21 protein-coding genes are annotated in these 23,948 nt (G+C 72.2%); 17 read left to right on the forward strand and 4 right to left on the reverse strand.

Features of this window, described 5'->3' with window-relative positions:
- Nucleotides 1-37: 37 nt before the first annotated feature.
- Both AB0H75_RS28845 and AB0H75_RS28850 read right to left on the reverse strand, forming a co-directional pair.
- Nucleotides 38-991, reverse strand: a complete 954-nt coding sequence (locus AB0H75_RS28845; protein ID WP_367801456.1) for an RNA polymerase sigma-70 factor — start codon at nt 989-991, stop codon at nt 38-40.
- A gap of 146 nt (nt 992-1,137) precedes the next feature.
- On the reverse strand, nt 1,138-1,965 hold the full coding sequence (locus AB0H75_RS28850; RefSeq protein WP_367801458.1) for an MBL fold metallo-hydrolase: 828 nt from the start codon (nt 1,963-1,965) through the stop codon (nt 1,138-1,140).
- Nucleotides 1,966-2,076: 111 nt separating this feature from the next.
- On the opposite strand from AB0H75_RS28850, the gene AB0H75_RS28855 reads away from it, so the two are divergent.
- From AB0H75_RS28855 to AB0H75_RS28900, 10 genes are all read left to right on the forward strand, one after another.
- On the forward strand, nt 2,077-2,685 hold the full coding sequence (locus tag AB0H75_RS28855; RefSeq protein ID WP_367801460.1) for a helix-turn-helix domain-containing protein: 609 nt from the start codon (nt 2,077-2,079) through the stop codon (nt 2,683-2,685).
- A gap of 99 nt (nt 2,686-2,784) precedes the next feature.
- Nucleotides 2,785-3,339 carry an RNA polymerase sigma factor gene (locus AB0H75_RS28860; RefSeq protein WP_367801462.1) on the forward strand — a complete coding sequence of 185 codons (555 nt, stop codon included), beginning with the start codon at nt 2,785-2,787 and terminating at the stop codon, nt 3,337-3,339.
- Nucleotides 3,339-4,181 carry a hypothetical protein gene (locus AB0H75_RS28865; protein WP_367801464.1) on the forward strand — a complete coding sequence of 281 codons (843 nt, stop codon included), beginning with the start codon at nt 3,339-3,341 and terminating at the stop codon, nt 4,179-4,181. The genes AB0H75_RS28860 and AB0H75_RS28865 overlap by 1 nt, the downstream gene beginning before the upstream one ends.
- 196 nt (nt 4,182-4,377) lie before the next feature.
- Nucleotides 4,378-5,865 carry a hypothetical protein gene (locus tag AB0H75_RS28870; RefSeq protein WP_367801466.1) on the forward strand — a complete coding sequence of 496 codons (1,488 nt, stop codon included), beginning with the start codon at nt 4,378-4,380 and terminating at the stop codon, nt 5,863-5,865.
- A 29-nt stretch (nt 5,866-5,894) separates the two neighbouring features.
- Nucleotides 5,895-8,456: a glycosyl hydrolase family 18 protein gene (locus AB0H75_RS28875; protein ID WP_367801469.1), complete on the forward strand. Its 2,562-nt coding sequence runs from the start codon at nt 5,895-5,897 to the stop codon at nt 8,454-8,456.
- Nucleotides 8,457-8,712: 256 nt separating this feature from the next.
- Nucleotides 8,713-9,153, forward strand: coding sequence for a DUF4396 domain-containing protein (locus AB0H75_RS28880; RefSeq protein WP_367801471.1), 441 nt, complete (start codon nt 8,713-8,715; stop codon nt 9,151-9,153).
- A gap of 140 nt (nt 9,154-9,293) precedes the next feature.
- Nucleotides 9,294-9,629 carry a hypothetical protein gene (locus AB0H75_RS28885; protein ID WP_367801473.1) on the forward strand — a complete coding sequence of 112 codons (336 nt, stop codon included), beginning with the start codon at nt 9,294-9,296 and terminating at the stop codon, nt 9,627-9,629.
- Between the two features lie 47 nt (nt 9,630-9,676).
- Entirely contained in the window at nt 9,677-10,471 is a 795-nt protein-coding gene (locus AB0H75_RS28890) for a helix-turn-helix domain-containing protein (protein ID WP_367801475.1), read from the forward strand.
- Between the two features lie 98 nt (nt 10,472-10,569).
- Nucleotides 10,570-10,902, forward strand: a complete 333-nt coding sequence (locus tag AB0H75_RS28895; RefSeq protein ID WP_367801477.1) for an antibiotic biosynthesis monooxygenase — start codon at nt 10,570-10,572, stop codon at nt 10,900-10,902.
- A 71-nt stretch (nt 10,903-10,973) separates the two neighbouring features.
- Nucleotides 10,974-12,227 (forward strand): hypothetical protein, encoded by a 1,254-nt coding sequence (locus tag AB0H75_RS28900; RefSeq protein WP_367801479.1) that lies wholly within the window; start codon nt 10,974-10,976, stop codon nt 12,225-12,227.
- A 113-nt stretch (nt 12,228-12,340) separates the two neighbouring features.
- Here AB0H75_RS28900 and AB0H75_RS28905 read toward each other — a convergent pair whose 3' ends face one another.
- Complete coding sequence (locus tag AB0H75_RS28905) at nt 12,341-12,964, reverse strand: hypothetical protein (protein ID WP_367801481.1); 624 nt, start codon at nt 12,962-12,964, stop codon at nt 12,341-12,343.
- Nucleotides 12,965-13,230: 266 nt separating this feature from the next.
- Here AB0H75_RS28905 and AB0H75_RS28910 point away from each other — a divergent pair, with 266 nt between their 5' ends.
- Genes AB0H75_RS28910 through AB0H75_RS28920 form a run of 3 tightly spaced genes read left to right on the forward strand, consistent with a single transcriptional unit; the run spans nt 13,231 to nt 21,472 of the window.
- A complete protein-coding gene (locus AB0H75_RS28910; RefSeq protein WP_367801483.1) occupies nt 13,231-14,685 on the forward strand; it encodes a hypothetical protein in 1,455 nt (484 codons plus the stop codon).
- 16 nt (nt 14,686-14,701) lie between these two features.
- The gene (locus AB0H75_RS28915; protein WP_367801485.1) at nt 14,702-16,060 is read left to right on the forward strand and encodes a hypothetical protein; all 1,359 of its coding nucleotides are present in this window, start codon (nt 14,702-14,704) and stop codon (nt 16,058-16,060) included.
- A gap of 12 nt (nt 16,061-16,072) precedes the next feature.
- Nucleotides 16,073-21,472: a hypothetical protein gene (locus AB0H75_RS28920; protein ID WP_367801487.1), complete on the forward strand. Its 5,400-nt coding sequence runs from the start codon at nt 16,073-16,075 to the stop codon at nt 21,470-21,472.
- 35 nt (nt 21,473-21,507) lie between these two features.
- On the opposite strand, the gene AB0H75_RS28925 is transcribed toward AB0H75_RS28920, so the two are convergent.
- Nucleotides 21,508-21,939: a MarR family winged helix-turn-helix transcriptional regulator gene (locus tag AB0H75_RS28925; RefSeq protein WP_367801488.1), complete on the reverse strand. Its 432-nt coding sequence runs from the start codon at nt 21,937-21,939 to the stop codon at nt 21,508-21,510.
- A gap of 153 nt (nt 21,940-22,092) precedes the next feature.
- On the opposite strand from AB0H75_RS28925, the gene AB0H75_RS28930 reads away from it, so the two are divergent.
- Genes AB0H75_RS28930 through AB0H75_RS28945 form a run of 4 tightly spaced genes read left to right on the forward strand, consistent with a single transcriptional unit; the run spans nt 22,093 to nt 23,927 of the window.
- Complete coding sequence (locus AB0H75_RS28930) at nt 22,093-22,437, forward strand: multidrug efflux SMR transporter (protein ID WP_367801490.1); 345 nt, start codon at nt 22,093-22,095, stop codon at nt 22,435-22,437.
- Nucleotides 22,438-22,471: 34 nt separating this feature from the next.
- Nucleotides 22,472-22,792, forward strand: coding sequence for a multidrug efflux SMR transporter (locus AB0H75_RS28935; protein WP_367801492.1), 321 nt, complete (start codon nt 22,472-22,474; stop codon nt 22,790-22,792).
- A gap of 6 nt (nt 22,793-22,798) precedes the next feature.
- On the forward strand, nt 22,799-23,272 hold the full coding sequence (locus AB0H75_RS28940; protein ID WP_367801494.1) for a nucleoside deaminase: 474 nt from the start codon (nt 22,799-22,801) through the stop codon (nt 23,270-23,272).
- Between the two features lie 13 nt (nt 23,273-23,285).
- On the forward strand, nt 23,286-23,927 hold the full coding sequence (locus AB0H75_RS28945; protein ID WP_367801496.1) for a DsbA family protein: 642 nt from the start codon (nt 23,286-23,288) through the stop codon (nt 23,925-23,927).
- Nucleotides 23,928-23,948: the final 21 nt, after the last annotated feature.

Consider the following 23,948-nt stretch of genomic DNA (forward strand, 5'->3'; position numbering starts at 1 on the left):
GACCTCCAGCGAGAGATCTGGTTGGTTCGTTGGGTGTTCAGCGGAGGGTGAGTGAGGTCTCGGACCCGACATGGGTCAGCTTGTGCGGGTTGCGGACGTAGTAGAGGCCGGTGATGCGGGCGTCCTCGGCCCGGATCGCGATGACGCCGTCGATCTCGCCGTTCACGCGGAGGAGGAGGGCCGGGTTGCCGTTGACCACGGTGGGCTCACCGGTGACCGCGACGTGGGCCTTGCCGAGGCCGCCGATGATGAACCGGGCCACCTTGTCGGCACCGATGATCGGACGCGGCGCGGCCTGCTTGACGCCGCCGCCGTCGCTGATGACCACGACCTCGGGAGCGAGCACGTCGAGCAGGCCTTGCAGGTCCCTGCTCTCCAGCGCGTGCCGGAACGACTCCAGAGCCGCCCGGGCCTGGCTCGGGGAGACCGCCTCGCGGGGACGGCGGGCATCGACGTGCCTGCGGGCGCGGTGGGCGATCTGGCGGACCGTGGCCGGGTTCTTGCGGACGGCGGCGGCGATCTCGTCGTAGCCGAGGTCGAAGGCCTCGCGCAGCACGAACACGGCCCGCTCGGTCGGTGACAGCGTCTCCAGAACGAGCATCAACGCCATCGACACGCTCTCGGCCAGCTCGACGTCCTCGGCCACGTCCGGCGCGGTGAGCAGCGGCTCGGGCAACCAGGGGCCGACGTACTCCTCCTTGCGGCGCCTCATGCTGCGCAGCCGGTCGAGCGCCCGCCGGGTGGTGATCCGGACCAGGTAGGCACGCTGGTCGCGCACCTGCTCCATGTCGACCTTCATCCACCGCAGCCAGGTTTCCTGGAGGGTGTCCTCGGCGTCGGTGGCCGAGCCGAGCATCTCGTAGGCGACGGTGAACAGCAGGTTGCGGTGCGAGACGAACGCCTCGGTGGCCGGGTCCATCCCGCAATCCGTACGGCCGCCGCCGGGCGGCGGCCCGGCTGTGCCCGTCGTCGGCCCGCCGCTCTCGTTCATGGCTGACTCCCGCCCTGTTCGCTCTCGACCGCCCTCCACACACACAAGGCGTCAGCGCTCACCGCTCTGTGACACCCGTGATCGGTGACACATGTCACAATGAAGGCCGGCTTCGGCGGCGTTCAGGGGCCGGTTCGCCTCCCGCGTCAGCGCGAACCGGTGATCGGCGGTGCCAGGTACTCCAGCGCGTAACCGCCGCCGGAGGGGCTCACGCGGGCGATGCCGGGCGAGTCGAGGTGGGCGCCGGCCACGAAGTGGCCGGGCCGGGTCAGTCGTTCGAGGAGGGCCGCCCGTGCGGCGCGGGCCTGGGACTGGTCGCCGTCGAGCTCCCAGGACACCTCCGGCTGGTCGAACTGGAGGGTGGGGACATGGACGGTGTCGCCCCAGACGAGAAGGTGGGCGGCTCCGCTCCTGATGTCGTAGACGGTGTGACCGGGTGTGTGGCCCGGTGTCGGGATCGCGGTGGCCCAGTCGTTGATCGCGACCTGCTCCGACACGGGTACGACCCGGTCGAGGATCGGCTCCAGCCGCCCGGTGAACACCGAGGCGTCGCCCGCGCCGATCCACACGCGCTCCAGCTCGGTGAACGCCTGCGAGCCGTCCGGCATGATCAGGCCGCTCACGTGGTCCTCGTGCTTGTGGGTGATGGCCACGTCGGTGACCCGCGCGCGGTCGATGCCCGCTTCGTCGAGCGCGTCGTAGATCAGTCCCATGGTGGGGTCGTGCCAGGCGTCGGACGCGCCGGTGTCGATGAGGACCGACCGCGTGCCGTCGGTGACGAAGAAGGCGTTGACCGACAGCCGTAAGTTGTCGCCGGCCAGCGGGACGGCGGCCGGCAGCTCGTCGAGCGGGCGCCCGTCCTCGCCGCGGAGCCGGGTGGGCGGCATGTCGATGTACCCGTCCCGTAACGAGACCACCTGCAGCTCGCCGAAGGCGAACCTGGCGTGGTGCCGGCCACGTGAGATCAAACGCATGGAACCTCCGTCGTCAGGAGACCGCTTCCGGTCTCTCCTATGGAAGAATGTTTCTTCCATAGGAGAGACCCTACACTGTGGGCAGCGAGTATCCGTCGATCGAGGAGCACGGTGGCCGAGCAGGACGAGAACGCGGCCGAGCCGCCGCACGGTGACGACCTGGCCGGCGCGTTCGGCGTCAACGTGCGGCGACGCCGCGAGGAGGCGGGCCTGACGCTGGAGCAGCTGTCCGTCCGGTCGTCGGTCAGCCGGGCGATGTTGTCCAAGGTCGAGCGCGGCGAGAAGAGCCCGACGATCGGCGTCGCGTCCAGGATCGCCCGCGCGCTCGACACGTCGCTGTCGGACCTGATCGGCGCGCCGGCCGCCGCCGCGTCCGGCGTGGCCATCGTCATGCGCAGGAGCGACCGCCCCGTCTTCCGCGATCCGGAGACCGGCTTCGAGCGGCACATGGTGTCGGCGGCCCCGGGCGCGGGAGGAGCCGAGATGGTCGTCCACCACCTGCCCGCGCAGGTCTCCACCGGGCTGCTGCCCGCGTACCCGCCGGGTACGGAGAAGCAGCTCGTGGTGCTCCGAGGCACCCTCACCGTCGCGATCGGCGGGATCAGCGAGACCCTGGACACGGGCGACTCCCTGTTCTTCCAGGCCGACGCGGACCACGGCTTCGCCAACCGGACGAACGCTCCCTGCGAATACATCATGGTCATCTCGCGCAGAGCCTGATCGGCCGCGGGATCCAGATTCGCCGTAAATCAGGGTGAAACTATCTGACGAGTCCGGACAGGTACGAGATGTCGGCCCCACCGGATGAGAGAAGGCAGTGTGACCCGCCATGACCGTCAGCAGCGCTTCGAGGTGATCTACGTTGCCCACTACGCCGACATCCTCGCCTACGTCCGGCGGCGTACCGACTCCCATGAGGACGCCGCCGACGCCCTCGCCGAGACGTTCACCACGGCCTGGCGCCGCCTGGACGACATCCCCGAGGGACGGGACGCGCGCCTGTGGCTGTTCGGCGTGGCCCGCCGCGTGCTGGCCAACGGCCGCCGCGCCGAGTCGCGCCGCAGCGAGCTGGTGGAGCGGCTCGGCCACCAGCTCGCCGTGTGGGCGGAGCACACCGAGACCGGCGAGCGCCTGGCGGGCGTCCAGGAGGCGTTCGCGAGGCTGAGCCCCGACGACCGGGAGATCCTCGCGCTGGCCGGCTGGGAGGGACTGAGCGCCGACGAGATCGCCACCGTCCTGGGCTGCTCGCGCGCCAACGCCCGGCTGCGGCTGCACCGGGCCCGCAAACGGCTGGCCAGGCACCTGGACACGGCCGGCGTCGACATGTCCCGCGTCGGCCTGCGTGCCGTGGCGATGACGAGAGGGGTCATGTGATGCACGAGATCGATCGCCTGGTGGCCGGCATCGCGCCCGACCCCGGCCCCGGCACGACGCCGATCGCCAGGGAACTGCTGGAGGAGATCATCTCCTTTCCCGTCCCGGAGCGCCGTCCCCGCCGTGGCCGGTTCGCCGTTCCCCCGCTGCGCAGGTGGGCGGCCGTGCCGGCACTGGCCGCGCTGGCGGCCCTGCTGTCCTTCGGCGTCGCCCAGGCGCCCGCCTCGGCCGCGCTCGACATCGAGCTGGTCGGCGGCCACTACGTGATCACGGTGCAGGACCTGCTCGCCGAGCCCGAGGTGTACCAGCGGGAGCTGCGGGCCCGGGGCCTGGACATCACGCTCGACGTGGTGCCGACCTCGGCGAGCCTGGCGGGCCAGATCATCGTGATCAGCGACATGGACCGGTTGAGGTCCGGCCGGATGGTGCCCGGCGAAGGCCCGATCACCACGATCGACGCCCCGGGGCGGTGCGAGCGGTTCATCGGCTGCCCGATCGGGGTGAAGGTGCCGGTCGGCTTCGACAAGAAGGCCGGGATCATCCTCGGCAGGCGGGCCCTGCCCGGCGAGAAGTACACGATGCCGCCCGGCATCGCCCAGCCCGGCGAGCCCCTGCACTGCGTGGACTACGTCAACGAGAGCGTCGCGCGGGTCTCGGCCCTGCTGCGCGAGCGGGGCGTCACGCCGTCGTACGTCTCCTTCGGCGGGCGCGCGACCCCCACGGCTCCTGGCGACTGGTACGTGCACGACGGCGTCATGAGCGCCGACGGACAGGCCCTCCTGCTGGTCGGCCCCGAGCGCGCCGAGCGCGGCACCCAGCCGGCGTCGCCGTCCGGCTGCTGATCACGTCCGGCTGCTGATCACGTCCGGCTGCTGATCGCGTCCCGCTGCTGATCGCGTCCGGCTGCTGATCCCCGCGCGCTCCGAAGCCGCTCTCCGGGGCGCGCGCGGCTGAGCCGCCCGCGCCCTCCCCCATCACCGCCATGCGTCGTCCTCGGCATGCGCGGACCCCCGTCATGCCCCCACGATCGGATCTCGCGTGCTCACCGACACCCGCCTGGCGTCGCCCGCGCAGCGCCCCCTCGCCGCTCTCGCCGGTCACCGGCTCTTCGCCGTGCTGCTGCTCCTGGCCGCCGCGCTGCGGGTGGTGACGATGCTCGGCTACCGCCCGGCCACGCTCTACTGGTACGACTCCTTCACCTACCTCGACACTGCCGCGCACCCGGCCCCGTCGGCGACGTTCCACCCGATCGGTTACCCGTTGCTGCTGCGGGCGCTGATGCCGTTCCACAGCGTGGAGCTGGTCGTGGCCGTCCAGCACGTCCTCGGCCTGGGCACCGGGACGCTGCTGTACGCGGTGCTGCGCCGCAGGGCGGCGCCGGTCTGGGCGGCGGCGCCGGCGGCGGTGCCGCCGCTGTTCGACGCCTCCTTCCTGCGCCTGGAGCACGCCGTCCTGTCCGACGCGCAGTTCATCTTCCTGATCGTGGCGGGGCTGGCCGTGCTGATGTGGTCGCCGCGGTTGTCGGCGCGGGCCGCCGCCGGAGCGGGCCTGCTGTTCGCCGCGGCCGCGCTGACCAGGACGATCGCGCTGCCGCTGCTGCTGCTCGTCGTGTTCGTGCTGGCCGCGCGGCGCGTGGGCCGGCGGCCGCTGGCCGCGCTGGTCCTGGCCGGTGCGCTGCCGCTGGCCGGGTACGCCGCCTGGTACGCCCAGCACCACGGCCGCTTCGCCATCAGCGGCGCCGACGGCGTGGCCCTGTGGGCGCGCACGATGACGTTCGCCGACTGCGCCCGCATCCAGCCGCCGCCCGGCCTGGCGCGCCTGTGCCCCAACGGCACGAAGGCGGACGCGGCCTCCGAGTACGTGTGGGCCCCCGGCGCCTCGCTCAACCTGCTGCCCGGCGGCCGGTTCGCGCACAACGACCTGGCCCGCTCCTTCGCGGTCCGGGCGATCCTCGCCCAGCCGCTGGACTACCTGGGCGACGTCGTACGCGACACGGCCATCGCCTTCTCCTGGACCCCGATCCCGCACCCCGCCCGCACCACCCCGGCCTTCGGCTTCAGCGACAGGCAGGGGTCGCTGCCCGACCAGCCGCTGATCGGCAAGGTCAAGCGGGAGTACGACCCGGACCTGCGCGGCCTGTCCCCGGTGTCGCCGTACGCGGACTTCCTCATCGCCTACCAGTACGCCGCCTACCTGCGCGGCCCGTTCCTGGGCCTGATCCTCCTGCTGGGCGCGGTCGCCGCGGTCCGGCGGCCCCGGGTGGCGCTGCTGCCGTGGGCGGTGGCGACGGGCCTGCTGGTCGGCCCGGTCGCGGTCCTGGACTTCGACCACCGGTACGTGCTGCCCGCCGTCCCCGTCGCCTGCCTGGCGGCCGCCCTCGCCGGCGTCCGGGCCCTGCGCGCCGGTGCTCCGCCGGTCCACCGGGCCCGTCCCGGCCCGCTGACGGGTGGGGGCGTTCGCGGCGGAGCGCCCTGCCGGCCTCTTGCCAGGCGGTCGTGCCGGGCTTACGATCCGGCTAATTGTTAGGAAACTTTCTTTAATGAAAGGTCTCCGACGTGCGCCGATTAGCCACCCCCCTGATCGCCGTCCTCACGATCATCGCTCTGTGCGGGCTGCCCGCGCAGGCCGCGAGCCGCCTCGTCGCCGCGTTCTCGCTGTCCGGCACCACCGGCACGTTCGTGGTGAGCAATCCGGGCACGACCGCCGTCACCGGCTGGTCGATCGTCTTCGAGCTGCCCTCCGGGGTCACCGCGTCCAGCCCGCAGAACGCCACCATCCGGCAGAGCGGCACCAAGGTCACCCTGACCCCGGCCTTCTACATCAACACCGTCCAGCCGGGCAGGAGCACCGAGCCGTACAGCCCCAAGGTCACGCTCAGCGCCGCCGCACAGCCGGTGAGCTGCCTGATCGACGGCGCCGCCTGCGACGGCAGCGGCGGCGACCCGCCCGCCAAGCCGCCGGTCAGCGCCACGTACGACGTGAACGGGACCACCGCCAGGTTCGTGGTGGCCAACAACGGCACGGCCCCGCTCAACGGCTGGACGATCGTGTTCGACCTGCCGGCCGGGGTCACCGCGAGCAACGCCCAGAACGCCTCGCTCAGCCAGAGCGGCCGTACGGTGACGCTCACCCCCGCCCACTACAACACGACCGTGAACGCGGGCGCGACCACCGAGCCGTACAGCCCGTCCTTCACGGTCAGCGCCGCGGGCGCGGAGCCCACGAGCTGCCGGATCAACGACGTCAACTGCGACGGCACCCCCGACGCCCCGCCCGCCGCGCCCGGCAACCTGCGCTCGCCGGCCAGGACCACGAGGACCGTCACGCTGGCCTGGGACGCCGCCGTTCCCGGCAGCCTGCCGATCACCGGGTACGAGGTCTACAACGGCACCGCCACGGCCGCCTCCGTCACCGGCACCACGGCGACCGTGTCCGGCCTGTCCCCCTCCACCTCGTACACGTTCACCGTCAAGGCCAAGGACCGCAAGGGCACGCTGTCACCGGCGTCCCCGGCTCTGACGGTCACCACCCGCAACCCGGCCGACGACACCCAGCCGCCGTCGGCGCCCGGCGACCCGCGCGGCACCGCCAAGACGTCGTCCAGCGTGACGCTGACCTGGGCGGCGTCCACCGACAACTCGGGCATCGCAAGCTATGACGTCTATGTCGGCTCGTCCGTGGCCACGACCGTCACCGGCACCACGGCGGTCGTCACGGGGCTGTCGCCCTCGACCGAGTACGCGTTCACGGTGAAGGCACGCGACCTGTACGACAACCTCTCGCCGGCCAGCGCGGCGGTGAAGGTGACCACGGCGGACATCGTCGAGACCGGCTACGCCCGCGTCGGATATTTCGTGCAATGGGGCATCTATGGCCGCCAGTACTTCGTCCGCAACCTCGACACCAGCGGCGCCGCGGCCAAGCTGACCCACATCAACTACGCGTTCGCCAACATCGACCCGAAGAACCTCACCTGCCTCCAGGGCGTCACGAAGGGGACGACCACCAACCCGCAGGACCCGAACCAGGGCGACGGCGCGGGCGACGCCGAGGCCGACTACGGCCGGCCCTTCAGCGCGGCCCAGTCCGTGGACGGCGCCGCGGACACCGGCTGGGAGAAGCTGCGCGGCAACTTCAACCAGCTCAAGAAGCTCAAGGCCAAGCACCCGCAGCTCAAGGTGCTGATCTCGCTCGGCGGGTGGACGTACTCCAAGTACTTCTCCGACGTGGCGGCCACGGACGCGGCGCGCAAGAAGTTCGTGGCGTCGTGCGTCGACGTCTACCTCAAGGGCAACCTGCCCGACTACAACGGCGCGGGCGGCCCGGGCACGGCCGCGGGCATCTTCGACGGCATCGACCTCGACTGGGAGTGGCCGGGTGCCGAGGGGCACGCCGGCAACCACGTCAGCCCGGCCGACAAGGCGAACAACACGCTGCTGATCGCCGAGTTCCGTCGCCAGCTCGACGCGCTGACGGCCACGACCGGCAAGCGGTACCAGCTCACGGCCTTCACCCCGGCCGACCCGACCAAGATCGCCGCCGGCTGGGACCTCCCCGAAGTCGCTAAATATCTGGACATCTTCAATGTCCAGGGGTACGACTTCCACGGCGCGGGCAGCGACAACTCCTGGGAGCCCAACCGCACCGGCCACCAGGGCAACCTCTACCTCGACACCGACAGCCCGTACAACCCGGACTTCAGCGTCGAGCGCGCCATAGACGTCTACCTCCAGGCCGGGGTGAACCCCCGCAAGCTCACCATCGGCCTGGCGTACTACGGCCGCGGCTGGCAGCAGGTCACCGACGGCGGCAAGTACGGCGAATGGCAACAGGCGAACGGAGCCGCCCCCGGCCAGTTCCAGGAGGAGGCGGGCACCCGCGGCTACACCAACCTGCTGGCCATGGTGCCCGGCTGCACCGTCAGGCACGACGAGCAGGCGGTGGCCACGTACTGCTACACCGGCAACGGCGGGCAGTGGTGGACCTTCGACGACGCCTGGTCGATCGGCAGGAAGACGGCCTGGCTGCGGAGCAAGGGGCTGCTCGGCGCGATGATCTGGGAGATGTCCGGCGACGACGGCACCCTGACCACCGCGCTGGACGCGGGCCTGCGCTAGGCCGGCGACCCGTGCTGCTCAGGCCGGGCTCCGGACCGGTCCTCGACCTGAGCAGCACCCCGACGACCTGAGCAGCACCCCGACGACCATCCACCGGCACCCACCGGCACCGGCACCCCGTCGGTTCCCGCGTACCCACGTTGCTCGGATACCCTCAGGGGGTATAGGTTGGGTTGTGTTGGTATACGGCTCGTCGGGTTGAGAGGTGGCAATGTCTGGATCGGCACACCACGCCGGGAGCGGCAGTCATGGGCCGATGAAGGCGACCTGGGCGGTGGCGGCGTCCGCGACGCTGCACTGCCTCACCGGGTGCGCCATCGGCGAGGTGCTCGGGATGGTGATCGCCACCGCTCTGGGCTGGCACGACCTGCCCAGCATCCTCCTGGCCGTCGTCCTGGCGTTCGTCTTCGGGTACGCGCTCACCCTGCGCGGCCTGTTCCGGGCGGGCGTCACGTGGCGCACGGCGTTGCGGCTGGCACTGGCGGCCGACACCCTGTCGATCCTCGTCATGGAGATCATCGACAACGGCGTCATGCTGATCATCCCGGGCGCGATGAACGCCGGGCTGACCACCGTCCTGTTCTGGGCCTCGCTGGCGGCCTCGCTGCTCATCGCCTTCCTCGTCACCACGCCCGTCAACAAGTGGATCATCGGGCGCGGCAAGGGGCACGCGGTCGTCCACGCGTACCACCACTGAGCTCCTTCGCGGGGGCGAGCGCGACGGCGGCTATTGCGTAGGAAGCTTTCCTATTTGATACTGCGATCAACGCAGGATGTCGCGGTACCCACGCCCGGCGCCCGGCCCATCGACCCGGCGCCTCACCCCCGGAGGCCCTCGTGACTCGTCGTGTCCCCGCCCTCCTCGTCGCCCTGCTCGCCGGTCTCGGCGCGCTGTCCCTCCCCTCCGCGCCGGCGCGGGCGGCGGTCCTGGAAGTGACCTACAGCCCGCTCTCGCTCGGCGACTACTGCTCCGCCAAGGTCGACTCCTCCTCCACCATCGGCTTCCACAACGGGAGCGTGAGCTGCTACCGCTGGAGCACCGGCGGCTCCGGCCTGACCTACACCGGCGGCGGAAGCGCCACCGCCGCCTGCGCGTACTTCAACCCGTCCGCCGTCTTCCTCGGTCACGCCCAAGGCGCCGGCCAGGCACTGATCTGCAGGTACTCGGTCTGACCTGCGGCCGCGCCCCCCGGGGTCCGGGCGTCGGATAGGGTCCGGACGTGCGTGAGGTGACGGCGATCGCCGACGGCGACGGGTTCTCGGTGCGGCGGGTCAGGATGCGGGCGGCCGGCGAGGCGTGGACGGACCCGGAGATCTCCCCCGGCTACGACGTCAACTTCATCCGGACGGGCGCCTTCCGCGCCCGCGTCGGCGGCCACGTCCTGCTGGCGGACCCGGCCGTGGCATACGTCGGCCACCCGGGCCGGGAGCTGAGCATCGCCCACGCGCCCGGCAGGCAGGACGCCTGGACCTCGATCGCGCTCGCCGAGGACACCGTCCACGAGCTGACCGGCGGCACGCGGCCGGCCGTGGCGTTCCCGGTCACCGGCCGGCTCGCCGTCCAGCACCGGATGCTGGTGGCCCGGCGGCACGCCGAGGCGTTCGAGCTGGCCGAGCGAACGGCCCGCCTGGTCGGCGAGCTGCTGCGGGGCCGGCCTCCGGGCACGCGGCGGGCGGCGGCCGGCCTGGTGGAGTCGGCCAGGGAGCTGCTGGCACTGGACCCGACCCGCGGGCTGCGGGACGTCGCGCGGGAGGCGGGCTGCTCCCCGTACCACCTCAGCCGGGCCTTCCACCGGGAGACCGGGACGACCCTCACCAGGTACCGGAACCGGATCCGGGTGCTCATGGCACTGGAGGCCGTCGAGGGCGGCCGGCGCGACCTGGCCGGCCTCGCCGCCGAGCTGGGCTTCGCCGACCACGCGCACCTCACCCGCACGGTGCGGCAGGAGTGCGGCCACCCGCCGGCCGTGCTGCGGCGGATGCTGGCGCGGGCGGAGCCGGACAAGGCGGATTGAGGAAACCGGCCCGGCGAGATCGGGCAACCAGGTTCAAGCGCGCGGGCCGTCACCGGCGGGAGGCTCTGGTCAGTTCCCCGTTCGACGAAGGAGACGACATGATCGCTCGGATGTGGCAGGCGTGGACCGCCGGCCCCGCGGCCACGGCGCGCTACCGGCGGGTGTTCGAGACGGACGTCCTCCCATCCCTTCACGACCTGCCCGGGTTCCGCGGCGCGTATCTCCTCGCCCGCCCCGGGGACGCCGTCACCGAGATCAGGACGATCACCCTCTTCGACTCCCTCGACGCCGTCAGGGGCTTCACCGGCGACCGCCACGCGGTCGAGCACGTGACCGCCCCCGCCAGGGCGGCCCTCCTCGGCTCCAACCCCGGCGTCACGCATTTCGAGGTGCTCACCAACGCGCCGGCGCGGCCCTCCGGAGGATGTTGACGCCGTTGGAGCGGCATGTTGTGATCCACACATGCATATTTCGTACTTATTTAGTAGGAAATGAGGCGCTTATGGGGTTCTTCCAGCGTGCCGCCGCGGTTGCCCTGCTCCTGGTGAGCGCGGCGGGCATCCAGGCCCTGCGAGGCGGACCGGCACACGCCGCCCTGCCCACCGCCGCCGTCGCGCTCGGCGACAGCTTCATCAGCGGGGAGGGCGCGGGGAACTACCAGCCCGTCGTCGACGCCTCCGGCACGGCACAGCCCTTCCCCGGCTGGTCGGCGCCCAACAGCAACGCCTACTTCTGCCACCGGTCCGCGAACGCCTCACTGTTCGCGGCGTCCCTCCCGGGCATCCAGCAACGGTTCAACCTCGCGTGCTCCGGCGCCCAGCCCGCCGACATCGCCGCCCCCTCAAGCTCCCGGGCAGAGGGCCGCACCGTCGCCTCGCAACTCGACCAGCTACGCGCCGTCGCCCAGACACACGACATCGACGTCGTCCTCATCGGCCTCGGCTCCAACAACACCCAGTTCACCTTCGGCGACGTGGCCACGCTGTGCGCCAACCGCTTCATCGCCGACGCTTGGACGGGCTGGTGGGAGTTCTGGGCCTACCTGAAGGGCGAGGTGCCCCAGAAACCCTGCACCGCCTCCGACCTGGCCACCGACGCCGAGGTCGCCGCCGCCACCACCGAGACCACCGCGGCCCTGCGCCAGATCCTCGACACCCTCGCCCAGATCGACGCCGACGGCACCCACCAGGTGATCCTCCAGACCTACACCAACCCGCTGCCGCCCGACCTCGCCCCGCAGTACCACGAGGAGGACGGCCGCGCCGACACCCGCGACAAGTTCCGCGCCCTCGGCGCCGAGCGCTACGCCGCCGGCTGCCCGATCCACCGCGCGAGCCTCGCCCCCGGACACGTGTTCTCCCAGAACCTCGGCTCCCTGGTCAAGAACGCGTACGCCACGCTGGCGGCCGAACGCCCGGCGGCCGACCTGCGCGTCCTGGACGTCCAGCGGGCTTTCGACGGGGCCAGGCTCTGCGAGAACCCCGGCAGCCCGGCAGGCGCGCTCGCGACGCCGGTCCGGGTGCAGGACGGGCCGTCCGGCACGTTCGTCACCAGCCTGTCCGGCTGGGACAAGCTCGACATCCAGCGGGCGGCGAACACCTGCGTCACCTACTTCCAGACCTGCCAGGAGTCGTGGCACCCCAACGCCGCGGGCCACACCGTCCTCGGCCAGTGCCTGACCGGAGCCCTCGCGGCGGCGCCCCGCACGATCGTCACGTGCGCCCGTAACGCGGACGGCACGCTCACCGTCTCCTGACGCCCCCTCGGCTTCGCACCCGGCTTCCGGAGCCGGGTGCGTCGCTGATGGGTTGGTTTTTTGAGTTTTGTTCATGGGTGATATCTGTACGGGCGCCTTTACATTGTAGATTCTTAATGGCGTCCGTGGGGGGGATTCCGAGGGCCGGTGGCGGCGAGATGGTCGTGCAGGGTCGCGTGGCGGAACTGGTGGACGGGCCCGACCGCGCGCAGCAGCCCCAAGCGGTGGGCGTCGTCAAGGAGATCCATGACCCGCCACGGAAGCCGGCGTCGAAGGGCCAGCAGGGCCACCGCGATGGAGCAGATCAGCCATGCATGGTGTTCTCCCAAGACGAGCCCGGCCACGAGCCCGAACGCGAGGCCGGTCACCAGGCCGGTTACCAGCCCGAACACCAGCCCGAACACCAGCCCGAACACCAGGCCGAACACCAGGCCGGACATGGCCATGCGAACAAGGGTGAGGGTCCTGTCGGCCTGCCGGCTGGAGCGGGGTGTGCTGGTCGAGGTGAGCGTGGGTTGTTCCGCCCAGTAGAGCAGCCTGAGTGCCAGTAGCCCGAGACCGCCCGCGAGCCCGCTGCCGATCCCGGCCCCGAGCCCGGACTTCAGCCCGGCCCCGAGCCCGGTCGTGAGCGTGGTCCAGCGCTCGTACTCGGGGCCGCTGTAGATGAGCCCGGTCACGAGCTCGTAGACGGGCGCGAAGGCGAGCCCGGGCCCGAACCCGAGCAGGAGCGCGAGCACGAATCCGGTTGCCGGCCGGAGGGCCGAGCAGTGCGGCCGGGTCGGCGCCGGGGGCCAGGTAGGCGGCGCGGATCAGCCACAAGCCGAGGGGGGTGGCGGTGATCCGCCCGACGGCCTTGGGTCTGCTCATGCCCTCAATCGTCGCCGATCGTGACCAGCGAGTGGTCTTGCCCGAGCAGGACGCGGAATCCGCCTGGCCGGGACCTGGTCACCATCGGCCGGTCGTCGTACCGTGAACCGAACGATCAGTCGCTGAGAGGTCGCCGATGGCACAAAGCGCGCGTCTGGAGATCCACCAGCTCAACGTGGGACAGGGCGACTCGACCCTGATCGTCAACAGGAAGCTCGACGCCGTGGCCGCCGCCATCAGGGCCAAGGGACTCACGCCGCCCACCGAACCGATCGACTACGTGCCGTTCGCGATCCAGAACGCCGTCCCGCTGGCGGGCACCGTCGCCAAGGCCCTGCTCATCGACGGCGGCGACGACGAGTACGGCGGCGACGTGATCGATTACCTGAGCGCCCACGGCGTCCTCGACGGCAAGAAGTCCGGCTACCTGAAGAACCTGGTGGTCCTGGTCAGCCATCATCATGACGACCACATGGCCGGTCTGCGCAGCCTGTTCAAGCGGCGGGAGGAAACCAAGGGCGCCAAGGTGAAGGGCGTGCCGTCGTCCACGCTGAAGGCGAGGTACCGGCCGGCCGCCGTCTACCAGCCGGGGCATCTCGGCGTGAAGGTCCCCACCACCGCCCGCTACAACGCCTTCCAGGACGACGTGAACGAGGCCCACGGCCACAAGCCGGTCCCGACGACGGTCCACACGCTCGACCCCGGAGGGCTGGAGAACGGCGCCCCCGCCGTGATCCCGCTCGGGACCGGCGTGGCCGGCATCTCCATCACGGCCCGCGTCGTGGCCGCCTCGCAGGGCGTCTACGACCCGGTGACCAATCAGGTCACCAAGATCCCCTCGGTCACCAAGGCCGTGGACCAGAACGACCGCTCGATCGTCGTCGTGGTGGAGTATGGATCGTTCCGGTACTTCGCGGGCGGCGACATCGCCGGCGACGGTGGCCCGGCAGGCGGTAACACCTCGCAGAACGCGATGCGGAAGGCCGACAAGCGGTACTACTCGGTCCACGCGGACGTGGAGAGCACGCTCGGGCCCGTCCTGGAGCGCGTCCTGCCCCAGACCACCGCCTACGTCTCCGGGACCGGCAAGTATCCCTGGCCCGGCTACTGCACCGTCATGAAGGCCGACCACCACGGCAGCTCCTCCAGCATGGACATCCACCTGCTGGCCACCCTGCGCCCGCTGATCGTGCTGATCAGCGCCGGCGTCAAGGCGCGCTTCCACCGGCATCCGACGCCCGAGGTGATGAGCCGCCTGAGCAGCCCGTGGATCGACCGCAACGGCCACGCGGTGACGAACTCGATCAGCGCGGTGTACCTGACCGAGATGGCGCTCACGTGGCGCAAGAAGGCGTTCGCCACCCAGCTCGGCAGTGCCAGGGTCCTGGGTGACATCGTGGTGCGGCCCGTTGATGAGAGCGTCGAGGAGCTGCACCTGGCCACCGCGCCGGGCAAGCAGCTCCAGGTCCAGGTGTACGGCACGGGCGTGAGCACCACGATCTACGACGGCGGCACGGCCCTGCAGCCCATCGTGGGCGTGAAGCAGGACAAGTACCCCGTCGGGCCGTTCATGCACACCGATACCCACTGACGACACGGAGGCCGGCGTGGTTCTGCAACCCGCACTCATCGGGGACCGCTGGTACTTACGCGGCGTCACCCCCACCAGCGGGCCCGTCCTGCTCGGGCGGTGGCGCTTCCAGGCCGGGGCGCACTGGGTCGGCTTCGACGACGACTTCAGCGAGCCGTTCATCATGCGGGCCTTCTTCGACCCGAAGGCGCAGAGGATCGTGGGTGAGCGCTACAGGTACGCGGGCTACATGCAGTTCCTGCGGCTGACCTACCGCGGCACGCCCATCCCGCCCGAGGTGTTCGGCGGGCGGCTGGCCGACCGCGAGCCGTACGCGAGCACCATCGACAACTTCAGGTTCGTGGACTTCATGGGCCCGCGCGACGCCATCCGCTCCGGCGTCGAGGCCCCGCTCTACGCCTTCAACGCCTGGCTGAGCGACACCTCGCTGAGTGAGATCCCGGCCGACTACGCCGTGCACCCCCTGCCGAACGGCTCGCTGTACGTCCCGGACGACCCGGACTCCCCCGCCTGCGCCTCGATCGTGTCGGAGGTGACGCCCGGGCTGCTCACCGGTGCGGACATCGCCGCGTTCGTCGAGGGCCGCGATCCCGACCAGGTCGTCGAGGTCGGGCCGGCCGAGGTACGCGGGCGGGAGGCGTACAGGATCGCGCTCGACTCCCTGGAGGACAGGCTGGGGCCGCTGGCCGGGCTGGACGAGTCGCGTGTCACGGCACGCGCGATCGGCCCGTACGTGCTGCTCACGCTCGCCGACGAGGAGGAGTTCGGCGAGACGCTCGTGGTGCGGGGCGAGCCGGGGCGGGGCGGCGGGGTCAGGGTGAGCGTGCACGTGCTCAGCGCCTACGACCTGCGTGACCTGGAAGGCCGCCTCGGCAGGCGGGCCATGCGCAGGATCGACGCCTACCTGCGTGAGACCGGTCAGGGCGGGGTGCCCTCGGCCCAGGGCCGGGGCACCAACGGCCTGCGCGACGACTCCTTCGACGTCACCGCCCTGCGCGGCGCCGCCTTCGACCTGGCCAACCTCGACGACATCACCTTCGTCTACACCACGCTCGCCTACGGCGTGCATCCCCGCCAGAACTCCACCTCACGCAGGAACGAGGCGCTCAGCGGCATCGTCTGGTGCGCGGGCTACCGCTGGGACGAGGACTCCGGGCGGCTCCTGCTCAAGACCGTGGTCGAGCCGCAGGTCGCGGTGATCGGGCAGAAGGATCCCCTGCTGCACAACTTCACCAACGCCATCAGGCTGCGCGAGCACGCCAACGCCGTCGTGGACCCGTACGAGTTCACCACGGCGACGATGCGGCGCCAGCCCTTCGGCGGCGGGGAACCCGTCGCCTTCGTGACGATCAGCGGAGAACCGATCACTTCCTGAGGAGCCGCAGCGATGCCCGACCCTGTGCTGACGGCGTTGCGCGAGCGGCTGGTGGCGGCGCGGACCCCACTGGCGGCCCCGGACACCGGATTCGCCTACCCGCTGAACGCCACCACGCTGCCCGCGGGGCGGGACGGCGCGCCTGACGCCGTGCTCGCCGTCCTGACCGCCGCGCTCGGCCCCGCCCCCGTCATCCGGGCCGGAGAGCTGCCCGCGGACTCCGGCCCCCTGGTCCTGGACGGGCACTCGGCGGCGCTGGGCGGCGGACGCCTCCTGCCGGCCAGGCTGACCTTCGACGTGGCCGGCGGCATGCTGCGCGCCACGTGGACGAGCACGCCGGACGCCGGCTGGGGGCTGCCTGACGCCTTCCCCGCGCTGGCGGACGGGCCGTGGGACACGGTGCGGCTGAGCGAGGTGACGCTGGTGTGCACCACGTACCGGCACGCCGAGGCCGCGGGGCCGGTGCAGCAGGGGCTGAACCTGTGGGCGACGCTCCCGCTCCAGGCGAACCTGCGACGCGGGACCGGCGACCCGCTCGCCGTCAGGTTCGGCGGGCCCGTCACGGTCGGGGCGGCCGGGTCGGTGTCGTTCACCTTCACCGGCGAACGGAGGCTCGACGCGCTGGAGATCACCAGGATCGGGCAGAGCCCGCTCACGGTGATCGACGGCATGGTGGTCCTCACCTCCGAGCCGGTGATGCGGATCACCGGCCACGTCCGCCTCGGCACGCAGACCCTGGACGCCGTCCTCGACGTCCCCTCCGGGGGGAACCCGCTGCTGCGGCTGGTCCTGACCCCGCCGCCGGACGTCACGCTCGGCGCCCGCGCCGCCCTCGGCCTGCTCGCGGAGGCGGACGTACCCGCCGCCTGGTTGCCCGCCGCGCTGCTCGACCTGGCCGGCGCCCAGGTCACCCGCTATGAGCTGCTGTTCGACCCGTACGGCCAGGAGCCGTCGCGTGCCGACATCACGCTGGGCCTCGGCCAGGGGGCGCAGTGGACGCTGTCGCGTGACCTGGCCTTCAGCGCGCCGCTCGTCACGGTCACGGTCAAGCGGGCGACCGGCTCGGGTGCGGTCCCCGTCTCGGGATACCGGGTGGGCCTCAGCGGCACGCTGCTGGTGCGGGGGCGGCCCTACACGGGCTCGGCCGAGGCCGACGAGGACGGCCTGTGGTGGCTCACGGTCTCCGGCGAGCCCCCCGGGATCGGCACGCTGGCGGGCCTGGCGGGCCTCGGCGCGGCCGACGCGCTGGGCGTGCTGCCCACCTCGCTGCGCGAGCTCGGCGAGCCGCGTACCCCCGTGCGTGTCGCGATCGCGGTGGACCCGGCGGCCCAGGCGGACCAGGCGCTGGTCGAGGTGTGGCTCCAGCTCGCGCAGACCCGCCCGTGGCAGCTCGCGGGCGGCGCGGTCACGGTGTCGGGCTGGACGGCGGACGTGGAGATGTCCCGACACAGCGGCACCTGGGCCGTGCGTGGCGAACTGGCCGGGACGATCATGCTCGGGCGGACAGCGGTGAAGGTCAGGCTGCCGCTGCCCGCCGACGAGGGCCTGTGGACGCTCACGCTGGCCGAGCCCGTGACGCTGCCCACGCTCGGCCAGGCGCTTGACGTGCTCGGCTCGCGGCCGGCCGGGCTCCCCACGGCGCTCGACACGCTCGGCGGGCTGAGCGTGACCGCGCTCTCCGTCTCCGCCGACCTCGGCACCACCACGATCGTGGGCCTGACGGTCGCCGCCGAGCAGTCGACGGACTGGGTGATCACGCAGGGGCTGACGGTCACCGGGCTGCGGCTGGCGCTGTCCACTTCGGCGACCGAGGCGGTGGCGGGCGCGGTGTCCGGCAGCGTCGTGCTGGCCGGGAAGAGGGTGGACGCGGCGATCCGCCGTAACCCCGGTGAGGGGCCGTGGACGTTGTGGATCGCCAGGACCGACCGGGTCCACGTGGCGGGCTTCCCGGGGCTGGACTCCTGGCTCGGCCCTCAGGCGCTGCCCTCCGGCGTGCCGCCCGGCCTGCCGTACCCCGGCGGGCTCGACGTCGGGGATGTGCACGTGCGCTTCGGCGGGCCCGGCGGGCAGGTCGACAGGGTGGGGCTGGCCGTCAGCACGACGGACGCCTGGCCCGTCGGCCCGGTCACGCTGACCCATGTACGCGCCACGCTGACCGTTCCGTACCCGATCGCGGCCGGCACCGTCCACGGCGAGGTCGCCGCCGTGGTGACGGTCGGCGGCATCCCCATCGCGATCAGCGCGGCCGGACCGGACCAGGGCGACTGGGTGTTCACCGGCGCTCTGCTTGAGGGCCTGTCCGTGGACGTGATCGCCGCGGCCGACACCGCGGGCTCCGGCTTCGCGCTGCCCGCCGGCGCGGTCGCCCGCGGCCTTCCCGCCACCCTGTCGGTACGGCACGCCACCGTGACCGCCGTGCCCGCCAGGGGCAGGTTCACCTTCTCGGGCGACATCGCGCTGGAGTCCTGGCCGGTGACGGTCGGAGGGGCGAGCCTGCTGCTGGCGGGCCTGACCGTGACAGTGGAGGCACCGGACGGCGAGACCCCCGCGCGGGCCCGCCTCGGCGCCGCGCTCACCTACGCCGGGATCCACGCGGCGCTACGGCTGGAACTGGGCGGCCCCGAGCGCGCCTTCGTCCTCGACGGCACGATCACCGACGCCCGAACGGTCGATCTGCCCGCCGTCATCGGCGGCCTGGCCCCCGCCGCGGCAGGCTGGGCACAGACGGCGCCGCCCGGCGCTCCTCCGCTGTCCTTCGGCGGCTCGGCCGTCGTCCGCCTCGACGTGCCCCGATCGCGTTTCCTGCTGTACGGCTCGCTGCGCTACGGCACGGCCAGGACCGCCGACGCCTTCGTCTACAGCGAAGGCACCGGTGTCCACGCCGTCGCCCTGTCGGCAGGACCGGGCTTCGCCTTCGGCGATCTGGTGCCGGCCCTGGCGCCCGTCGACGCCGTCCTGCACGTCACCCAGGCGCGCCTGATCATCTGCGACGCGGGCGGCAGGACGCTCGGCGACCTGGCCAGGGACACCGGCGCCATCCTGGACGAGCTCGAACCCACCGGCGCGCGGCCGTTGTCGGGGCTCGACACGGCCGACCTCGCCCTGGGCGCCGGGGCGTACTTCACCGCCCAGATCGACTTCACCCGGGCCGGCCTCTTCGGCCACCTGCAGCGGATCGGCGACCCGGGTGGCGTGCCGGCGCTGAGGATCACCGCCAAGGTCGACCGGGCGAACCCGGGCGGCACGGTCTTCTCCGCGGACCTGCCGACGATCACGCTGCTCGGCCGGGTCGAGTTCGCCGCGCTCAAGCTGACCTATCGGGGCACGGACGGCCCGGCGTTCACCCTGGACGGCCAGATCAGGTTGCTCGGCCTGTTCGCCGCCACCCACACCTTCGACGTGCGGCTGACCGTCACCGGCACCGGCATGACGGGCGTGGCGGCCGGCGGGCAGCGGATCGCCAACCCCTTCGGGCTGCCGGGGATCACGCTGGACGAGCCGGCGATGGAGGTCGCCTACCGCTGGGAGCCGCGTTCCACCAGGATCGTCCTGCGCGGCGTGCTCAGGCTGGGGCCGGCGCCGGCGCCCGGGCAGCAGGACGCGCGGCCCGCGCTGACCGGCTCGCTGGTGCTGCGCGACGGCACTCCCGTGCTGTTCCACGTGACGCTGAGCGCGGACCTGGCGATCGGCGACTTCCTCGCGCAGTGCCTCACCGGCTCGGGAGCCGCGTGGCCTGGCACGTACGCGGAGGTGACGCTGCTGGCGGGCACCCGGATCTCCTACTATGCGGCGGCGGCCGACCCGGGCGGCGTCTACGCCGGGACCGGTTTCGAGGACGGCTTCACCCTGGCCGCCGTCGCGCGCGTGCGGCTCGTGGAGCAGGTGACCGTGCAGGGGCTGATCAGGGTCACCAGGGAACATCCGGGCGATGTGTCCTTCTCGGCCGCCGAGGCGAGCCTGGCCCTGCCCGCCCCCGTCGAGCTGGGACCGGTCTCCCTGGCGGGCGGCGGCCAGGCGCCCGCGGCCGGGCCGTACACGGGCGGGCCGTCACTGCTGCTGCGGACCGGCCGCTCGCCCAGGCTGAGCCTGGCCACCGGCGTGAACTTCCTCGGCGCGCCGTTCGTCAGCGCGGAGGTGACCGTGCGGCGCGAGAACGGCTCCACCCGCTTCTCCGGCACGGTCACGGCCGCACGCGGGCCCGCGCCGTTCCAGGGCGCGCAGTTCAGGCTGACCTGCACCAGCAGCCAGGGCACCACCTCGGAGGTGACCGTGGACAACTGGCCCCGCTTTCCCTGGGCACGCAAGCTCGTGGACATCGTCACGACCATGACGGACCTCTGCGGCAAGGGCGGGTCACCGTGCGGGAGGATCACCGAGACCGTCCAGTCGGCCTTCGAGACCACGTTCCGCCTCGCGCCCAGCGCGTCGCTGCACGGCACGTCGCTGATGTTCACCCTCACCGGCTCCTACGAGCTGGCCCTGAGCGGGGCCGGCGAGCCGTTCCTGAGCGTGGACCTGGCGCCGCTGAGCGTCCCCGTTCCCCTCAGCACCCGTTGGGAGGACCTGCCCGAGGTGCTCGCCGCCGGGGTCGCCCTCTCCTCGGAGGCCGTCGTGCGGGATCTGCTGAGCCGGCCGGACAAGGCGGCGCTGCTGATCGCCGTGGCCTTCGGACCGCGGGCGCTGGCCGTGGGACTCAAGCTGGCCTGCGACGAGCTGGTGGGGGCAGGGGTGGCGGCGGCGGCGGACGCCGCCGCCACGGCCCTCGCCGCGGCCGGCGGGGTCGTCACGACGGCCGTCACCACCGCCGTCACCGCGTCCCTGAGCGACTCCGCCGCCCACCTGCCCGGCGATGACACCGGGCCCCTGCCCGGACTGGTGCCGCTCAAGCGCCTGGCCTACCGGCGGGATGCCTTCGAACTGGCCTGGGACACCGCCAGGGGCGCCACCGGCTACGAGGTCGAGGTGCTCGCCCCCGGCGGGGGGCCGCTGGCCCCGGCCACGCGGGTCACCGGGCGGCTGACGCTCTCGGTGCCGGTGCGGGTGGAGGAGATCACCCCGGGAGTCCACACCGCACGCGTGCGCGCCCTGCGCGGCTCGGCCACCGGCACGTGGAACACCATCGGCGTCTCCCTGCTGGACGCGCCCGGCGGCGTGACGGCGTTCTGGGGCTCCGGGTCGGTCCTGGTGTCCTGGCACGCCTCGCAGGGGGCGGTGGCGTACGAGGTGCTGATCAGCGACGACCAGGGTGTGGTGGCGCGGGTGCGCAAGACCTCCGATCTGAAGGCGGCGCCCGAGCTCACCCGCAGGGACGACTGGCGCCTGTGGGTGCAGGTGCGTTCCGTCGCGGGCGAACGCGGCCCGTGGTCGGACCCCGTCCTCGTGGCCGACCAGCGCCCCCCGGGCGGGCCGTAACCCGACGGCCGCGGCCGTCGCCGGGGCGCGGGCCGTCAGGACAGGGCGCCCATCGCGGTGAGCGCGGCGGCGAGCCGCGGGTCCGCCCTTCCCTCCTCTTCGAGGGCGCCGCTCAGCGTCTCCTCGTAGGTGTGGCTCGCCTCGGCGTACCTGGCCCGGCCCGTGTCGGTGATGACCGCGTAGACCCCCCGTTTGTCGTCCGCGCACAGATCGCGGTAGGCGAAGTCGGCCGCGTTCAGCCGGGCCACCAGGCGGGTGACGGAGCTCTGGTTGAGGCCGAGCTTGTCGGCCAGCTCCTGCATGCGCAGCTCGCTGGTGGGCGAGGTGGCCAGGTGGCCGAGCGCGCGGTACTCCGACAGGCCGATGCCGTGCCGCCGTTGCAGCACGGTGGCGAGCTTGTTCTCCACGCGGGCGGTCAGGAGCAGGATGCGCTGCCAGGTCGTGGCGGCGTCCGAAACGGGTGGCACGCGTGTCGGTGTGGGAGCCGTGTGGGTCATGACACTCCTCGTTCCTGCGACCCTCCGATCCGTCGCGGGACCGGCTTGACAGAAGCATACATGTACATGCATCATTCTGGCGAGCGCAAAACTTGCACGTACATGCATACAAAAGGAGTCCTCATGGCTTGGATCTACCTGCTCATCGCGGCCGTCTTCGAGGTCGTCTTCGCCTTGGCCACCAACGCCACCGAAGGCTTCACCCAGTTGGGGCCGTCCCTGCTCACGGCCGCGGCAGCGGCCGGCGGCATCTTCTTCCTGAGCCTGGCCCTGAAGACCCTGGACGTCGGCGTCGGCTACACCGTCTGGACCGGCATCGGCTCCGTCGGCACCGTCGTCCTCGGCACCGTGATCTTCGATGAGGAGATCACCGTCTGGAAGGCCCTGGCCTTCGTCCTGATCATCGGTGGCGTCCTGGGCCTCAAGCTCGCCGACCGCCTGTCCGCGAGCCGGCCGACCGCCGCCTGACCCTGTCCCACCCCCCTTTTGGAGGAACGTCATCATGGCCTGGATCTACCTCTCCATCGCGATCGTCTTCGAGATCGCCTTCGCCCTCGGCACCAACGCCACCCAGGGCTTCACCCGCCTGTGGCCGTCCGTCTTCACGCTGCTGGCGGCCGCCGGCGGCATCTTCACCCTCAGCCTCGCGCTCAAGACCCTGGACGTCGGCGTCGGCTACACCGTCTGGACCGGCATCGGCTCCGTCGGCACCGTCGTCCTCGGCGCCCTCATCTACAAGGAGAAGATCACCCCGGCCAAGCTCGCCTCCTTCGCCGCGATCATCGGCGGCGTCGCCCTCCTCAAGATCACCGCAGGGATCTGATCCGCGATGCCGAACGCCACCCGGCCCGCCTGGCTCGTCGAACGCCTGGCCCAAACCGTCACCCTGGCCACCGCCGAGGTCGAGGCCGGCGGGATCCCGTTCGCCGGGCTCGTCGTCGACGACACGGGAGCCGTGCTCGGATCGGGCGTCAACCGCGTCAGGGCACACCGCGACCCCACCGCGCACGCCGAGATCGTCGCCCTGCGCGAGGCGGCCCGGAAGCACGGGCCGCACGCCCTCGCGGGGGCCACGCTGCTCGCCTCGGGCGAGCCCTGCCCGCTGTGCTACCTGACCGCCCTGTGGTCCGGCATCGGCCACGTCGTCTACGCCGCCGACCGGCACGCCGCCGCGGCCGCCGGCTTCGACTACGCCTCCTCCTACGACCTGTTCGCCGTCCCCGTCGAGCAGTGGTCGCTGTCCCCGCTGCACCTGCCCGTCGAGAGCGCCCAGGAGCCGTTCCGCGCCTGGCTCGCCCGCTGATCAGGAGCCTGTCATGACCGTACGCGTCAAAGTCTGGTCCGACTACGTCTGCCCCTTCTGCCTGCTGGCCAAGCAACCACTCACCCAGGCCACCGCCGGCCGCGACGTCACCGTCGAGTGGATGCCGTTCGAGCTGCGCCCCGAACCCACCCCGACCCTGCGCCCCGAAGGCGACTACCTGCGCGGCATCTGGTCCCGGGTGGTCTACCCGATGGCCAGGAGGATGGGCGTCACCATCCGGCTGCCGGACATCTCACCCCAGCCCTACACGCGCCTGGCCTTCGAGGGCTACCAGTTCGCCAAGGAGCACGGCCTGGCCGACGCCTACAACGACCGCATGCTGCGCGCCTTCTTCGAGGACGGACTCGACATCGGCGACCTGGACGTGCTGGAGAAACTCGCCACCGAGCTCGGGCTGCCCGCCGCCGCGTACCGCGCCGCGCTGGAAAGCGGCCGGTACGCCCAGGCCCACCAGGCGGCGCTGGCCGAGGCCGCCGCGCACCGCATCACCGCCGTCCCCACGATCCTCGTCGAGGACACCAGGATCGAAGGCATGCCCACGCCCGACGCGCTGCGCGAGGCCATCGACACCGCCGCCGCCAAGCGAGGCGAGCAGCCCGCACCGGGCCTGACCTGCTCGATCGACGGTTGCTGAACGGCCGAGCCCCTTGCCCGC

It is taken from the genome of Nonomuraea sp. NPDC050783 (genome assembly GCF_040802095.1).
In the GTDB taxonomy this organism is placed as follows: Bacteria; Actinomycetota; Actinomycetes; order Streptosporangiales; family Streptosporangiaceae; genus Nonomuraea.

Bases quoted from the DNA above. Each gene is read 5' to 3' on its own strand.
- AB0H75_RS28845 (WP_367801456.1), bottom strand. From the start codon at position 991: ATGAACGAGAGCGGCGGGCCGACGACGGGCACAGCCGGGCCGCCGCCC.
- AB0H75_RS28850 (WP_367801458.1), bottom strand. From the start codon at position 1,965: ATGCGTTTGATCTCACGTGGCCGGCACCACGCCAGGTTCGCCTTCGGC.
- AB0H75_RS28865 (WP_367801464.1), top strand. From the start codon at position 3,339: ATGCACGAGATCGATCGCCTGGTGGCCGGCATCGCGCCCGACCCCGGC.
- AB0H75_RS28880 (WP_367801471.1), top strand. From the start codon at position 8,713: ATGAAGGCGACCTGGGCGGTGGCGGCGTCCGCGACGCTGCACTGCCTC.
- AB0H75_RS28895 (WP_367801477.1), top strand. From the start codon at position 10,570: ATGATCGCTCGGATGTGGCAGGCGTGGACCGCCGGCCCCGCGGCCACG.
- AB0H75_RS28900 (WP_367801479.1), top strand. From the start codon at position 10,974: ATGGGGTTCTTCCAGCGTGCCGCCGCGGTTGCCCTGCTCCTGGTGAGC.
- AB0H75_RS28910 (WP_367801483.1), top strand. From the start codon at position 13,231: ATGGCACAAAGCGCGCGTCTGGAGATCCACCAGCTCAACGTGGGACAG.
- AB0H75_RS28920 (WP_367801487.1), top strand. From the start codon at position 16,073: ATGCCCGACCCTGTGCTGACGGCGTTGCGCGAGCGGCTGGTGGCGGCG.
- AB0H75_RS28930 (WP_367801490.1), top strand. From the start codon at position 22,093: ATGGCTTGGATCTACCTGCTCATCGCGGCCGTCTTCGAGGTCGTCTTC.
- AB0H75_RS28935 (WP_367801492.1), top strand. From the start codon at position 22,472: ATGGCCTGGATCTACCTCTCCATCGCGATCGTCTTCGAGATCGCCTTC.
- AB0H75_RS28940 (WP_367801494.1), top strand. From the start codon at position 22,799: ATGCCGAACGCCACCCGGCCCGCCTGGCTCGTCGAACGCCTGGCCCAA.
- AB0H75_RS28945 (WP_367801496.1), top strand. From the start codon at position 23,286: ATGACCGTACGCGTCAAAGTCTGGTCCGACTACGTCTGCCCCTTCTGC.